At 61.7% G+C, this 12,276-nt stretch carries 15 protein-coding genes and 1 pseudogene; 14 read left to right on the top strand and 2 right to left on the bottom strand.

Annotated elements, in window-relative coordinates; translation table 11 throughout:
• Positions 1 to 27: 27 nt before the first annotated feature.
• The 10 genes from FCU66_RS32480 (at position 28) to FCU66_RS32435 (ending at position 7,600) form a co-directional block, all read left to right on the top strand.
• Entirely contained in the window at positions 28 to 1,446 is a 1,419-nt protein-coding gene (locus FCU66_RS32480; RefSeq protein WP_136620807.1) for a multicopper oxidase family protein, read from the top strand.
• Between the two features lie 64 nt (positions 1,447 to 1,510).
• Positions 1,511 to 1,951 (top strand): DUF411 domain-containing protein, encoded by a 441-nt coding sequence (locus FCU66_RS32475; protein WP_136620783.1) that lies wholly within the window; start codon positions 1,511 to 1,513, stop codon positions 1,949 to 1,951.
• Positions 1,952 to 2,120: 169 nt separating this feature from the next.
• Positions 2,121 to 2,723 (top strand): DsbE family thiol:disulfide interchange protein, encoded by a 603-nt coding sequence (locus FCU66_RS32470; protein ID WP_136620806.1) that lies wholly within the window; start codon positions 2,121 to 2,123, stop codon positions 2,721 to 2,723.
• Entirely contained in the window at positions 2,720 to 3,244 is a 525-nt protein-coding gene (locus FCU66_RS32465; protein WP_136620782.1) for a TlpA family protein disulfide reductase, read from the top strand. The genes FCU66_RS32470 and FCU66_RS32465 overlap by 4 nt, the downstream gene beginning before the upstream one ends.
• A gap of 14 nt (positions 3,245 to 3,258) precedes the next feature.
• Positions 3,259 to 3,585, top strand: a complete 327-nt coding sequence (locus FCU66_RS32460; RefSeq protein ID WP_136620781.1) for a hypothetical protein — start codon at positions 3,259 to 3,261, stop codon at positions 3,583 to 3,585.
• Positions 3,586 to 3,629: 44 nt separating this feature from the next.
• Positions 3,630 to 4,319 (top strand): SCO family protein, encoded by a 690-nt coding sequence (locus FCU66_RS32455; protein ID WP_136620805.1) that lies wholly within the window; start codon positions 3,630 to 3,632, stop codon positions 4,317 to 4,319.
• Between the two features lie 179 nt (positions 4,320 to 4,498).
• Positions 4,499 to 5,179: a DsbA family protein gene (locus FCU66_RS32450; protein ID WP_246094128.1), complete on the top strand. Its 681-nt coding sequence runs from the start codon at positions 4,499 to 4,501 to the stop codon at positions 5,177 to 5,179.
• 12 nt (positions 5,180 to 5,191) lie between these two features.
• Complete coding sequence (locus tag FCU66_RS32445; protein WP_136620779.1) at positions 5,192 to 5,926, top strand: cytochrome c biogenesis CcdA family protein; 735 nt, start codon at positions 5,192 to 5,194, stop codon at positions 5,924 to 5,926.
• A 61-nt stretch (positions 5,927 to 5,987) separates the two neighbouring features.
• The gene (locus tag FCU66_RS32440) at positions 5,988 to 6,506 is read left to right on the top strand and encodes a hypothetical protein (RefSeq protein ID WP_181956579.1); all 519 of its coding nucleotides are present in this window, start codon (positions 5,988 to 5,990) and stop codon (positions 6,504 to 6,506) included.
• Between the two features lie 500 nt (positions 6,507 to 7,006).
• Positions 7,007 to 7,600 carry an SOS response-associated peptidase gene (locus tag FCU66_RS32435; RefSeq protein ID WP_136620778.1) on the top strand — a complete coding sequence of 198 codons (594 nt, stop codon included), beginning with the start codon at positions 7,007 to 7,009 and terminating at the stop codon, positions 7,598 to 7,600.
• 2 nt (positions 7,601 to 7,602) lie between these two features.
• On the opposite strand, the gene FCU66_RS32430 is transcribed toward FCU66_RS32435, so the two are convergent.
• Both FCU66_RS32430 and FCU66_RS32425 read right to left on the bottom strand, forming a co-directional pair.
• Entirely contained in the window at positions 7,603 to 7,947 is a 345-nt protein-coding gene (locus FCU66_RS32430; protein ID WP_136620777.1) for a hypothetical protein, read from the bottom strand.
• 35 nt (positions 7,948 to 7,982) lie between these two features.
• The gene (locus tag FCU66_RS32425) at positions 7,983 to 8,777 is read right to left on the bottom strand and encodes a hypothetical protein (RefSeq protein ID WP_246094127.1); all 795 of its coding nucleotides are present in this window, start codon (positions 8,775 to 8,777) and stop codon (positions 7,983 to 7,985) included.
• A gap of 118 nt (positions 8,778 to 8,895) precedes the next feature.
• On the opposite strand from FCU66_RS32425, the gene FCU66_RS32420 reads away from it, so the two are divergent.
• From FCU66_RS32420 to FCU66_RS32405, 4 genes and pseudogenes are all read left to right on the top strand, one after another.
• The gene (locus FCU66_RS32420; RefSeq protein ID WP_023708333.1) at positions 8,896 to 9,357 is read left to right on the top strand and encodes a hypothetical protein; all 462 of its coding nucleotides are present in this window, start codon (positions 8,896 to 8,898) and stop codon (positions 9,355 to 9,357) included.
• 561 nt (positions 9,358 to 9,918) lie between these two features.
• Positions 9,919 to 10,890: an ArdC family protein gene (locus tag FCU66_RS32415; RefSeq protein ID WP_136620776.1), complete on the top strand. Its 972-nt coding sequence runs from the start codon at positions 9,919 to 9,921 to the stop codon at positions 10,888 to 10,890.
• Positions 10,887 to 11,258 (top strand): DUF2958 domain-containing protein, encoded by a 372-nt coding sequence (locus FCU66_RS32410; protein ID WP_136620775.1) that lies wholly within the window; start codon positions 10,887 to 10,889, stop codon positions 11,256 to 11,258. The genes FCU66_RS32415 and FCU66_RS32410 overlap by 4 nt, the downstream gene beginning before the upstream one ends.
• A 177-nt stretch (positions 11,259 to 11,435) precedes the next feature.
• Positions 11,436 to 12,074 (top strand): annotated as a pseudogene (locus FCU66_RS32405) (ParB/RepB/Spo0J family partition protein); the annotation flags it as partial.
• Between the last annotated feature and the right edge of the window lie 202 nt (positions 12,075 to 12,276).

Below are 12,276 nucleotides of genomic sequence, written 5' to 3'. Positions count from 1 at the left end.
AGGGTGAATTCCGATTTCAGTCATTTCATGTCGCGCCGCGGATTTCTCGTTGCGGCGACGGGCTTTGTCTCGACAACCCTGTTGACCACGAGGTCACCACGGGCATCTGAGCTCGATGAGCGTGAGCTAAAGGCGGCGCACGGGCGCGCCAGCCTCGCTGGTCCGGATAGTCCATGGACCGCTGTCTGGGCTTATGACGGCACGGTGCCCGGCCCGATACTACGTGTGCAGCAGGGCAGGCCAGTTCGCATCACGGTCCAGAATGGGCTCTCCGAGGACACTACGGTTCACTGGCATGGCATCCGGCTGCAAAACGCCATGGACGGCGTGCCTGGCCTGACACAAGCACCGATCAAGCCGGGAACAAGCTTTGTCTATGAGTTCACGCCGCCCGACGCCGGCACCTTCTGGTACCATCCGCATGCCGACAGCCTCGTGCAGCTCGGCCGCGGACTTGCCGGCGCGTTCATCGTCGAGGAGGCTGAGCCGATTGTTGTGGATCGCGACCTTGTGTGGATGCTGCAGGACTGGCGGCTGACCGCCGATAGGCAGATCGTTCCCGGCTCCGGCAGCACGATGGACGCGGCCATGTCGGGCCGCGTCGGCAATGTCGTCACTCTCAATGGCACGGTGCCGGCCGACCAACGCGTGAGAGCTGGCGAGCGCGTCAGGCTGCGGATTATCAACGCCTCGCTTGCCCGCATCATGGCACTGCGCTTCGAAGGCCATCACCCGATCATTGTGGCGATCGACGGCCAGCCCTGTGACCCGTACGAAGCGGAAGACGGCCGGCTGGTTCTCGCGCCTGCCATGCGCATCGATGTCGTGGTCGACATGCAGGGCGACCCGGGCAAGCGCCACGCGGTGATCGACGACTATTATGACGGCCTCGCCTATACGCTGATCACGCTTGCTTACGACAACGCGCCGCCGCTAAGGGCTCATCCTCTCGACGCGCCTGTCGGCCTGCCGCGCAACCCCTTATCCGAACCCAATCTTGGCAATGCTGAACGCCAGGAGATCGTCCTGCAAGGCGGCATGATGGGTGGCGGCAAGCTCGCCGGAGTCGGCGGCATGATGGGCATGGCCACGCCCGGCATGAACGGCTCCCCTGCCTGGGCGATCAACGGCATGTCGATGACCGGCGACGGCCACGCCGGCATGGCGCCGCAGTTCACGCTGAAACGCGGCACCACTTGTCATCTCACCATGCGCAACGAAACCGCCTGGTGGCATCCCATGCACATCCACGGTTTCAGCATGTCCGTACTTGCTCGCAACGGTTCGCCGGTGCCGCACCGGCAATGGCAGGACACGGTGCTGCTCGCCCCCAAGGACACGATCGAATGCGCCTTCGTCGCCGACAATCCCGGCGACTGGATGCTGCACTGCCATGTCGCCGACCATCAGATGGCCGGCCTGATGACCGTGTTCCGAGTCACCTGATTCCTTCGCCAATCGCTGAACCTTTTCGCCAACCAGACCAACCAATGAACCAAGGAGAACTGCAATGAAACCGACCTTCGCCCTCTCCGCCTTCGCAGTCGCGATAGCAATGCCGCTGCCCGCTGTAGCGGCAACGATCAACGCTGTGATGTACAAGAACCCGCAATGCAGCTGCTGCGAATCCTATGCCAGGTATCTGGACCACAACGGCTTCAAGGTCGACATCAAGCCGGTCAACAACTTGTCCCAGATCAGCAGCGATGCCGGCGTGCCCGCCGACTTGGAAGGCTGCCATACGTTGATGGTCGACGGCTATGTCGTCGACGGGCTGGTGCCGGTCGATATCGTCAAGAAACTGTTGACCGAACGGCCTGCCATTACCGGTATCACGCTGGCCGGCATGCCGACAGGCGCGCCCGGCATGGGCGGCGAAAAGGCTGGGACCTGGACGATCTACGCTTTCACGAAGGACGGCAAAGCACCTACCGTTTACGCAACAGAGTGAGGCATTGCGATGATGGCCAATATGTCCGATTGCCCTGCCAAAACCTGGCTGGCCATGACGTTTCTGTCCGTTGCGGGCTTTCTTGTCCTGGTAGTTCTGTTGCTCACAGTGGCAGCGCTCGCAAGATATGTGCGAACGGGGCAGGGAATCACATTTGGGCGGTGGCATGATGACCCGCGGTGACATTCTTGGATCAGATCGGCCGGCCATCCGGCCCGTTTGGCGGCTGCTGCTGGTGGTCCTGCCTGTGGTGGTTTTTGCAGGGCTCGCCATTGTGCTTGCCTGGGGACTTACCCGCAATGCGTCGGACATTCCCTCGGCGCTGATCGGTAAGCCGGTGCCCGCCTTCAGCCTGGCACCTGTCCAGGGACGCACGCTCGGCTTGTCGAGCGGCGACCTCCAGGGCGAGGTTTCGCTCGTCAACGTCTTTGCGTCATGGTGCCTCGCCTGCCGCGAGGAGCATCCCGTGTTCATGCAACTGGCGGCAGACAGCAAGGTGCCGCTCCATGGCCTCAACTACAAGGACAGGCCCGATGACGCCGCGAGATGGCTCGACACGATGGGCGATCCCTACACGCGTACTGGCGCGGACCTGAACGGCCGCGTCGCCATCGACTGGGGTGTCTACGGCGTACCCGAAACCTTCGTGGTGAGCGCCGACGGCCAAATTGCCTACAAGCACATCGGCGCGGTGACGCAAGAGGCACTTGAGAAGACGATATTGCCGCTGGTCGAGCGCTTGAGAGCCAAAGCGAAGGAAAGGCAGCCATGAGAATGCTTGCTCTCGCCGTCTTGGGCGCCTTGGTGGCGATGACACAGCCCGCATTGGCCGTCGAGCCGCCGCAGAATTTTGCCGTTCATGAGGCTCCTGTGCCCCTGCCGGAAATCAGATTCGAGGACGCCGACGGCCGGCCGAGAACACTCGCCGAATTTTCCGACAAGGTCGTCTTGCTTAACATCTGGGCGACATGGTGCGTCCCCTGCCGCAAGGAAATGCCGACCCTCGACCGGCTGCAGGCCGAGATTGGCGGGCTGGATTTCGAGGTCGTCGCGCTGTCGATAGATCGTAGCCCGGACATGGTGAAACAGTTCTTCAAAGAGATCGGCATCGCGCATCTCGCCCTCAACATCGACAAGTCGAGCAAGGCAATGTTCGCGCTCGGCGTCTTCGGCCTGCCGACAACCTTGCTGATCGACAGCAAGGGCAAGGAAGTCGGTCGGCTGATCGGACCGGCCGAATGGGACGCGCCCGACATGGTCGCGTTCATCCGCCGCCATGTCGCCGCAGACTGAGAAAGGAAAATGAGATGCCCGCTACGGAAATGACCCGAGCCAAGGACTCGCCCGGTGGCGGCTTCGCCATCCGGAACTATCTCGGCGGCCGGCGCGGCCTGATCGCTGCAGGCGCGGTCATTGCCATCGCCGGCCTCGCCTTCAACTGGAGCTGGCTGGTTGCGGTCGGCGTCGCGCCGCTGCTGCTCAGTGTCCTGCCCTGCGTCGCCATGTGCGCGCTTGGCCTCTGCATGAACAGGATGACCGGCCGAGCCTGCTCGACCAAAAATGTTGCCCCAAGCGCCGACGGTGACAGTGATGGCGCCAAGGCAGTGCCCATCAATCCGAAAGGCAATAGGTGATGCTCGTCCGGGTCCAAAACGGGCCTAAGGCTCTGTCGCCGGGCATGCCCCCGCTGCGCAGCCTCATCGCGCTGACGGCGCTGGTTTTCAGCTTTGTCCATAGTGCTGAAGCGCACACGCTGGATGAAGTCAACGCCATGCTTCAGAGCGACGAGAAATATTTCCAGCAGATCGACAAGCCGGCGCCCGATTTTACGCTGCGCTCCGCCGAAGGGCGCGTCGTGCGAATGGCCGATCTGCGTGGCAAGGTCGTCGTCCTTCACTTCATCTACACCTCGTGCCCGGATGTGTGCCCTCTCCATGCCGAGAAGATTGCCGAGATCCAGACGATGGTGAACGGCACGCCGATGAAGAATCAGGTCACCTTCGTGACCATCACGACGGATCCCACGAGAGACACGCCGGACGTGCTGCGCAATTACGGGCCGGTCCATGGGCTCGACCCGGTGAACTGGTTGCCCCTGACCACGACCCAGGAACAGCCGGAGGACACGACCCGCAAATTGGCGGAGGCCTTCGGCCACAAGTTTGCCCTGACCGATGACGGCTATCAGATGCACGGCACCGTCACCCATGTGATCGACAAGCAGGGCCGCTGGCGGGCGAATTTCCACGGCCTGAATTTTGCGCCGATCAATCTCGTCACCTTCGTCAACGCACTCACCAACGACGTCGAGCGTCCGCACCATGAGCAGGACGAGGGCTGGCTGGCAAAACTGAGAGACCTCTTTTGACGCAGTTTTCATCGGCGGCATGCCGACCCGGCCGCCTTAACGGATAACAAGGAGAGACGTACATGGTCAGCAGGCTAAAACAGGCAAATCGATACGGGGGCTGGCTTGTCCGCACGCTTCTGCTTGCCGGAGTGACAGGATGGCTCCTGCTCAACCCGGGCTTTCAGGGCGCGCAGCAATTGGCGATCGCGGCCGGCGAAATGTCCCAGGACCAGTTCGACCAACGGGTGCATGACTACATCATCGCGCATCCCGAGGTCATCATGGAGGCGATACAAGGGATGGAGGCACGCCAGCGCGAGGCCGATGCGGCCGAGGCAAAGGCGACGCTTGCGTCGCGTGCCGACGATATCCTTCGAGACAAGCACAGCCCTGTTGGCGGCAACGTGGAAGGCAACGTCACCATGGTCGAATTCTTCGACTACAACTGTCCCTATTGCCGCCAGGTAGCACCTATCATGGCGCAAGCCGTGGCCGACGATCCGCAACTCAAGATCGTCTACAAGGAATTCCCCATCCTCGGGCCAGCTTCCGTGTTCGCGGCCAAGGCAGCACTCGCGGCCGACCAACAAGGGAAGTACGTGGAGTTCCACAAGGCGTTGTTCGGCGCCAAGACACGGGTGACCGAGGCGGTGGTGCTCAAGGTCGCGGCCGAGGCCGGCCTCGATGTCCCGCGCATGCAGACCGACATGCAGAGCCCGGAAATCCAGGCGTCGATCGACCGCAATATGGAACTAGCCCAAGCGCTAAAAATTACCGGAACGCCAGGTTTTATTGTCGGGGATCAGATTTTTCCCGGCGCCACCGATCTTGATACGATGAAAAAACTGATCGAGCGGGCGCGGGGCTTGCAGAAATGAGGTAGCTGATCGATGCCCGAACTTTCCAACATCGGCGTGCTGACCGCGTTCGCGGCGGGCATCGTCTCGTTTCTCTCGCCCTGCGTGCTGCCGCTGGTGCCGGGCTACGTTTCCTATGTCGCCGGTAGAACGCCGACTGACGGGCCGGCCGATCGGACGGCCCGCTTGTCGGCGGCAGGTCTCAGTCTGTGCTTCGTGCTCGGATTCTCGACCGTCTTCATCGTGCTCGGTGCCAGCGCCACGGCGCTTGGCCGATTGCTGCTCAGCTACCGCGTCGAGCTCAATCTTGTCGGCGGCGCCATCGTCATCCTGTTCGGCCTTTTCCTCATCGGGCTCGTCCGCCCGGGCTGGATGATGCGCGAGGCGCGGTTTCATGCCGCCGCGCCCGGCGGCCGCGCGATGTCCGCTTACGCGCTCGGTCTGGCATTCGCCTTTGGCTGGACGCCTTGCATCGGTCCGATTCTTGGCTCAATCCTGACCGTGGGTGCTGCCTCCGCCACGGTCGCCGACGGCGTCGCCCTGCTTGCGATCTACTCGCTTGGCCTTGGCGTTCCGTTCCTGCTTGCCGCGCTGTTCACCGACAGCCTGGCGCGGCGGCTGAAGGCGATGCGCCAGGCGGGCCGGCTGCTGCAACCGGCCGCCGGCGCAATCATGGTGATCATGGGGCTCGCCATGATCACCGGACAGATGTCGACATTCTCGTTCTGGCTGCTCGAACAGTTTCCAATATTCACGCGCATCGGCTGAAGGCCGGGAAAGGAATCTTCTAATGGCTCCTATTTCGAACCTCGCGAGAAAAACGCTCGCCATGGCGGTCGCGGTCGCCGGGTTGATGGTCTTCCTGAGCGCCAACACAGCGGTCGCTGCCAGTGATCCGTGGTTGATCAAGCGTTTCGAGGATCTCAGCCATAATGGCAACAGCTCCTGCTCGAGCAAGTTCACGGACTCAATCGCCACTATGCCGGCCATATCGCGGATCAAGGGCTCGTGTTGCAGCCCGATGGACCTAAAGCGCTATTCAGAACAGACGGATGGCCTGACCAAATACCGCGACATCGCGATGATCCCGCAGGATCCTTACGACATACCGGTGGCGACCGCGCAACAGGCAACGGCCTATTATGACATGCAGCTCACCGGCGATGAGCAGAAGGCTTACGACTACGCGATGGCCAATTCCAACGAGAAAGGCCCGTGCTGCTGCCAATGCTGGCGCTGGAAGATGTATGGCGGACTGGCGAAATACCTGATCCATGAACACGGTTTTACCGGCAAGCAGATCGTGGATGTTTGGAACCTGTCCGACGGCTGCGGCGGTGGTATGTAAAATTGGCGTGGCGGCATGACCGAGTGAAGCGGCCTGCCGCCGTAGCGATCCATCCATCAGGCCAGGACCGACATCAGGGCGCCTACCACGAACTGGATTAGCGCGCCGCGAGGACTGGCACACGATAGATGTCGCGGAAGTTCTGCGCCTGGTCGAACAGCGGCAGTTTGCCGGTGTGCGACAGGAGTGGGCTACGCTTGAGGCAATCCGGTCCCCGCTCTCTATGTCCGGCTTTCCTGGTCCAGTCGTAGCCTTCTATGACTAACCCGCAAGGGGTACGGCCGACGATGACCGGCAGAAGACATGTCGCTGCCCGTAAAAAGGCTGCCTCGGCGTTCTCGAGGGGCTCAAAGAGACCCGCGACGCTCGCAAGCCTTCGTTGGGGCCGCAAGGAGACCGATGTCCTGGTTGAACGAGATCCTTGGGTTGAGTGCCGACCGCGTTCCGTCACGTCTCTATATGCCGTAGTGTGATTAGAGCGCCCACATCCGGAGCCGTCCATGTGCAACGATTACGAACAGCATATAATTTGGGCTGAGTATTGCCGGATGATGGCGTCGCTGGCGCTCAAAGTCCCGATCCACCAGACGGAACTCGATTTGCCACAGGCGGACGACATTCGCATCAAGGATCCCGCTCCTATAATGCGCGCCGCCGGCGACGCGATCGAACTGGCATCGATGACGTTCGGATTTCCACCGACCGGACCAAAGGGCGGGCCTGTGTTCAACTTCCGCTCCGAAGGGCGGCAATTCGGGAATAGCAAGCGCTGCCTCATCCCCGCCTCCGCATTCTTCGAATTCACCGGGACAAAGTATCCGAAGGCGAAACATCGCTTCACGCTCACCGGCTCTCCATTCATGGCCGTCGCTGGGCTTTGGCGTGAAGCCGTCGGCAACAAGCCGCCCACCTTCACCATGCTGACGACCGATCCTGGGCCAGATGTCGCGCCATATCACAACCGCCAGGTGGTCGTCCTTCAGCCGCAGAATTGGGCGGCCTGGATCAATTTGACGAAGCCTGAGGCTGAGCTTTTGCGGCCTCTTCCAGCCGGTTCGCTTTCGGTGGAGACGGTTCGCGCCGAAAGCTCGTGACTTTAGCTTCGCAATATCTCCGGCACGCTCAGAGGGCCGAGATCGAGAACCGGCGTGTATTCGCCCGTGCGGCGCCAGACGCCGCGCACTTTTCCATACTCCCGATCTCGCTTCGGATCGAACATCAGCCCCTCGAAGTGATCAAGAAACACCTTTGCAGACGCGGCTTCGCCGAAGCAATGGAGCCGAAAGGTTTCATATTTCCCGTTCGGCCATATCGCCTGCACCTGCCGCGTCTGGTGCTTAAGCCCTCGTTCCTGGCAGAACGTCGCGATCATGGTGAAGTTCCGTTCAGTGCAGAGGTCATCCGGCAGCGCAACCTGGTGTGGCCAGTCGCGGTCGATCACCGATGGCCTTGGTGAGCCCCGACTGCGTTTGACCACTATTCGAAATGCATTGACTGGCCGCGCATCATTGCCAGCGTCAGCGCGATTGCAGGATTTGCCGGCGGCTTTTCCATATGCAAGGAGCCGTCGAAATCACGCCATGCCGCCATGCGCAACTCATCACCGTCATCGCTGGCCGTCGCGTCGAAAACGTGGGCATCACAGGGATCTCGGTCAATCTCGATTGTCCAGTCCTTGAGCGCCTTGCGCGCCATCTCTTCGACCTGGGCCAGGTCGCTGGTGAAGAAGGGGATACGGTCTCCATCTTCCGAAAGCGGCTCAACCCGATCCAGCGTCGGCCGCTCGGGAACCCAGCCAAGAACAAAGGCAATATCGAAATCGATCTGGCGGTCCGGGCCGGTCGTGATTTCCAGCCGCTTGACGACGGCAGGATAGAGCTGCTTGCGCTCCGGCCACGTGTCTGGAATCGCCTCACTTTGCAACTTCGTGCGGGGAACGTTGATCAGTTCCATGACCTGATGATGCGGAACTTTTTCCGCCGGCCAGCCCGCACAACATGCCGCCGCCGCCGCCTCGTCGGCTTCCAACCAGATTGTGGCAGCCCGATCCTCGTCCTCGGTCGGCTTGTCGTCTTCTGGAAAGCCTTTGATATCCCAGCCTTCCAACGCGAACAGTCCTTCCGCGCCTTGCAAAGCCGTAATGCCGGCGCGTGCAAACACCGCTTCGGCTGCCGCGATGCCGCGTGCGAGCTCTTCGGGTGTTGCGTTCTCGATGTTCAAGCGAAGTCCCATGGTTCGCCTCCTATGGCTAATTCTGCCAATAGTGAACAAAAAGAGAACGCAGAGTCAAGCGCACCCTTGACGAGAGAGGAATATGTTCCTTATTTCAGCGTGATCTGAGCAGCAAAGGGACCATGGTTCGGCGTGAAACGCGCTGGCCGGCGAAGCTATGGCAAAAACCGCGGAAGACAATTTTCGGATCGAGGTTTGGGATCGCGACGAGCAGGCTTTGTCAGAAACCATTTCGCGGTCCCCCGATTCAACGGTGAGCCAGGCCGCATGGCAAGCTGCCATCCGGCGCCGGCCGGGCATGTTGCTAATCCACTACAACAGTCGGCATGTGATGGAGAAAATCCTGACACCAGGCGAGGTCAAGATCCCACCGCAGGCCATCATTGATGGCAGCGTTCATGCAGGCCTCGATGTGGCGCTCGGCGATCTTCGCGAGTGGCATGTGTTGCGGGCTTGGTGCAGATCCTGTTCGCACCATGCAACGGTAAAGCCTGCCGGGCTCATCGAACGCTATGGAAAAGGCGCCCTGTTCAGTTCGGTCGAGCGAGCGCTCTTCTGCACAAGTTGTGACAGGGGAGGGCCTGTCAGGCTGGAAATTCACAAGCTGCCACGCAATTGAGGGGGGAAGGGATGCAAGACCTCATCGAATTCGTCCAGGCTAATTCGGCGCTGGGCTGGACAATCCTATCGCATCGTCGCCCATCAGCGGCCGGACTGTCGAGAGCCGGAAATGCGCGCGATCTCGCCGGTCGGCTTCGACGCAAAACATGTGGACCACCGCGGACGGGGACAGTCGGTCCCGCGTCCCGTCCTGCGGCCGGCGCTATGCTGACGCTCCTACGGCTGTCCCGTTCACCGCCCGTGGCGGGGGCGAATTTCCTCCGTCCTGCGCGCGACAATGATCCGCTGTTGCGGCCGCGCGCAGGACTGCGGCTTATACGCCGTTCTTCCTTTGAGCGCCGACGGTCGCCGGCGCGGAGATCCTTGAGCATGGAACCGAATCCCAGGCGGGGTATTGAATCGGACTATGTATCCGAGCTCCGCATTGCCCAAATTCGAGAGCGTCCTCCTTCTGCGGGAGGCCCCCGCAACGCCGACTAGAGTGAGAGTACGGACCGGTTTGCCGTGACGGGTTGAGAGCTGGAGGAGAGGCCTCCGGCGCCTGTCGCGGAGAACCGCGATGTCCAGACATTACGCTCGCGCCGGCGCCGACCGGGCAAGCCTCTATGACGATATCACCAACAAGATCATCGCCGAGCTGGAAGCTGGGCGCTTTCCCTGGGTGCAGCCCTGGGGCACGGCGGCGGCGCAAGCGCCCCTCGCCATGCCGGCCAATGCCGCCACAGGCCGCGCCTATTCCGGGATCAACGTGCTTATCTTGTGGGGTGCGGTCGTCGAGCATGGCTTTCCCGTCCAGGGCTGGCTGACTTTCCGCCAGGCGCTATCGCTGGGCGGCCATGTCCGCAAGGGCGAACACGGGACCACCGTCGTCTATGCTGACCGCTTCATCCCTGACGACGAGAAGAATCGCGCGCGGGAAACCGGCGAGGCGGCACAGGCCATACCGTTCCTGAAGCGCTTCATCGTGTTCAACGTGGCGCAATGTGAAAATCTGCCCGACGGTCTGGCCGCGGCTCCGGTTACACCGGAGCCCGGACTGATCGAGCCGGCCGTCGACGCGCTGATCAAGGCGACAGGTATCGATTTCCGCATCGGTGGCAATAGCGCCTATTATGCGCCGGCGCACGACTACGTGCGGGTGCCTCCCCCGCAGGCCTATTTCGAGACCATCGACTGGCACCGCACCGCCCTGCACGAGCTTGGGCATGCGACCGGCCATGCCTCCCGCGTCGGCCGTGACCTTGGCGGCGCCTTCGGCACCAAGAGATATGCTTTCGAGGAACTGGTCGCCGAGATGAACGCTGCCTTCTGCTGCGCCTCGCTTGGCATCGTGCCAACCGTGCGCCACGCCGACTACCTTGCCTCCTGGCTTGAGGTCCTGCGCGAAGACAACCGCGCCATCGTTCGTGCCGCCTCCCAGGCCAGCAAGGCGGCTGACTGGCTGCTCGCCTTCCTGCCGCAACCTGGCAGCGGAGCCAAGGCAGGCTCCGCCGAGGTCGATGAGACCGAGATCGACAGGAGGGCGGCATGATTCTCCTCACCGACGACCTGCGCGAGCGCCTGCTCATCAATGGCCTCGAGCGCGACACCGACCATATCCCAGTGGTCAAGTTCTTCAATCCGCTGGGTGAGGGCGTATGGCTCGCCACCGAGCTCGACGCCGATGGCAACACCATGTTCGGCCTCGCTGATCTCGGCTATCCCGAGCTGGGCACGTTCTCGCTTCTCGAAATGACGTCGATCCGGCTGCCCTTCGGCATGGGCATCGAGCGCGACATGCTCTTTGCCACCGACCTGCGGATATCTGTCTGGGCAGAGGCCGCCCACCGGGCCGGAAGCATTCGCGACGCGGAACGCATCCTCTGCCACGGCGCTCTGTCTGGCCGGGACGGCGCATGAGATCTCAGCCCTCGAAATCCGCAAAGCCGCAGATGCGCAAAGACGTGTCCGCGGCCCTGTGCCCCTCCCGGTCTTTCTGGATTCGGCGCCGTCCTCAGAGTCAGAGGGCGGCGCCGGTCTTCATGACGGGTTTGGAGGTCGAGAGAGTCTCGGCCGCCCGTCGCGGAGATAGTCCACATGGTTACGCCCAAGCAGAAGATCACCCTCAACGCCTCGCGTGATATCCCCTTCAACAAGCTGATGCTGAGCCAGTCCAATGTCCGGCGCATCAAGCGCGGGGAAACGATAGAGGACCTCGCCGCCTCGATCGCACGACGCGGCCTGCTCCAGAGCCTCAATGTCCGGCCAGTGCTGGATGGCGAGGGCAACGAGACCGGCATGTTTGAGGTGCCGGCTGGCGGACGCCGCTATCGCGCGCTGGAACTGCTGGTCAGGCAGAAGCGCATGGTCAAGACCGAGCCTGTTCCCTGCGTCGTCACCAACGCCAATAGCGAGGTCCCGATCGAAGAGGATTCGCTGGCCGAGAATTTTGAGCGCGAGGATTTACATCCGCTCGACATGTTTCGCGCCATCCAGATCCTGCACGACCAGGGCGCCAGCCATGAGGAGATCGCGGCACGCTTCTTCGTGTCCGCAACGTTCGTGCAGCAGCGCCTGCGGCTCGCCAGGGTCTCGCCCAAGCTGCACGATATCTACGAGCAGGAGGGCATGAAGCTCGAGCAACTCATGGCCTTCACCGTCGACCGTCGTGTAGGCCGTTACGACGCTGTTGAGGCCGGGCTGTGCCGTGCCCTTCGAAATGGCCAGAAACAGCCCGAATGCTGTACCCAGGCAGCCGCTAACAAGAGCCAGGCTTATGGTCACGGTGAGTGCGACAACAAACTGAGTAGTAAAACCACCCATGGGGCGCTTTCCTTGACTCGCAATACCGTGAGATACGACGGTCCTTGTCGTTAGGACCTAGTCGTATAACCCAAGGTTGCGAACTGTTATATTTGTAATTTGGAGTTAATTGGAG

The sequence above is a fragment of the Mesorhizobium norvegicum genome (assembly GCF_004919685.1).
GTDB lineage: Bacteria > Pseudomonadota > Alphaproteobacteria > Rhizobiales > Rhizobiaceae > Mesorhizobium > Mesorhizobium norvegicum.
This window is presented reverse-complemented; position numbering and strand designations above follow the sequence as displayed.

What these genes read in the sequence shown, in the direction of transcription:
- FCU66_RS32480 (WP_136620807.1), top strand. Translation starts at nt 28, where the DNA reads ATGTCGCGCCGCGGATTTCTCGTTGCGGCGACGGGCTTTGTCTCGACA.
- FCU66_RS32475 (WP_136620783.1), top strand. Translation starts at nt 1,511, where the DNA reads ATGAAACCGACCTTCGCCCTCTCCGCCTTCGCAGTCGCGATAGCAATG.
- FCU66_RS32470 (WP_136620806.1), top strand. Translation starts at nt 2,121, where the DNA reads ATGACCCGCGGTGACATTCTTGGATCAGATCGGCCGGCCATCCGGCCC.
- FCU66_RS32465 (WP_136620782.1), top strand. Translation starts at nt 2,720, where the DNA reads ATGAGAATGCTTGCTCTCGCCGTCTTGGGCGCCTTGGTGGCGATGACA.
- FCU66_RS32460 (WP_136620781.1), top strand. Translation starts at nt 3,259, where the DNA reads ATGCCCGCTACGGAAATGACCCGAGCCAAGGACTCGCCCGGTGGCGGC.
- FCU66_RS32455 (WP_136620805.1), top strand. Translation starts at nt 3,630, where the DNA reads ATGCCCCCGCTGCGCAGCCTCATCGCGCTGACGGCGCTGGTTTTCAGC.
- FCU66_RS32445 (WP_136620779.1), top strand. Translation starts at nt 5,192, where the DNA reads ATGCCCGAACTTTCCAACATCGGCGTGCTGACCGCGTTCGCGGCGGGC.
- FCU66_RS32440 (WP_181956579.1), top strand. Translation starts at nt 5,988, where the DNA reads ATGGCGGTCGCGGTCGCCGGGTTGATGGTCTTCCTGAGCGCCAACACA.
- FCU66_RS32435 (WP_136620778.1), top strand. Translation starts at nt 7,007, where the DNA reads ATGTGCAACGATTACGAACAGCATATAATTTGGGCTGAGTATTGCCGG.
- FCU66_RS32420 (WP_023708333.1), top strand. Translation starts at nt 8,896, where the DNA reads ATGGCAAAAACCGCGGAAGACAATTTTCGGATCGAGGTTTGGGATCGC.
- FCU66_RS32415 (WP_136620776.1), top strand. Translation starts at nt 9,919, where the DNA reads ATGTCCAGACATTACGCTCGCGCCGGCGCCGACCGGGCAAGCCTCTAT.
- FCU66_RS32410 (WP_136620775.1), top strand. Translation starts at nt 10,887, where the DNA reads ATGATTCTCCTCACCGACGACCTGCGCGAGCGCCTGCTCATCAATGGC.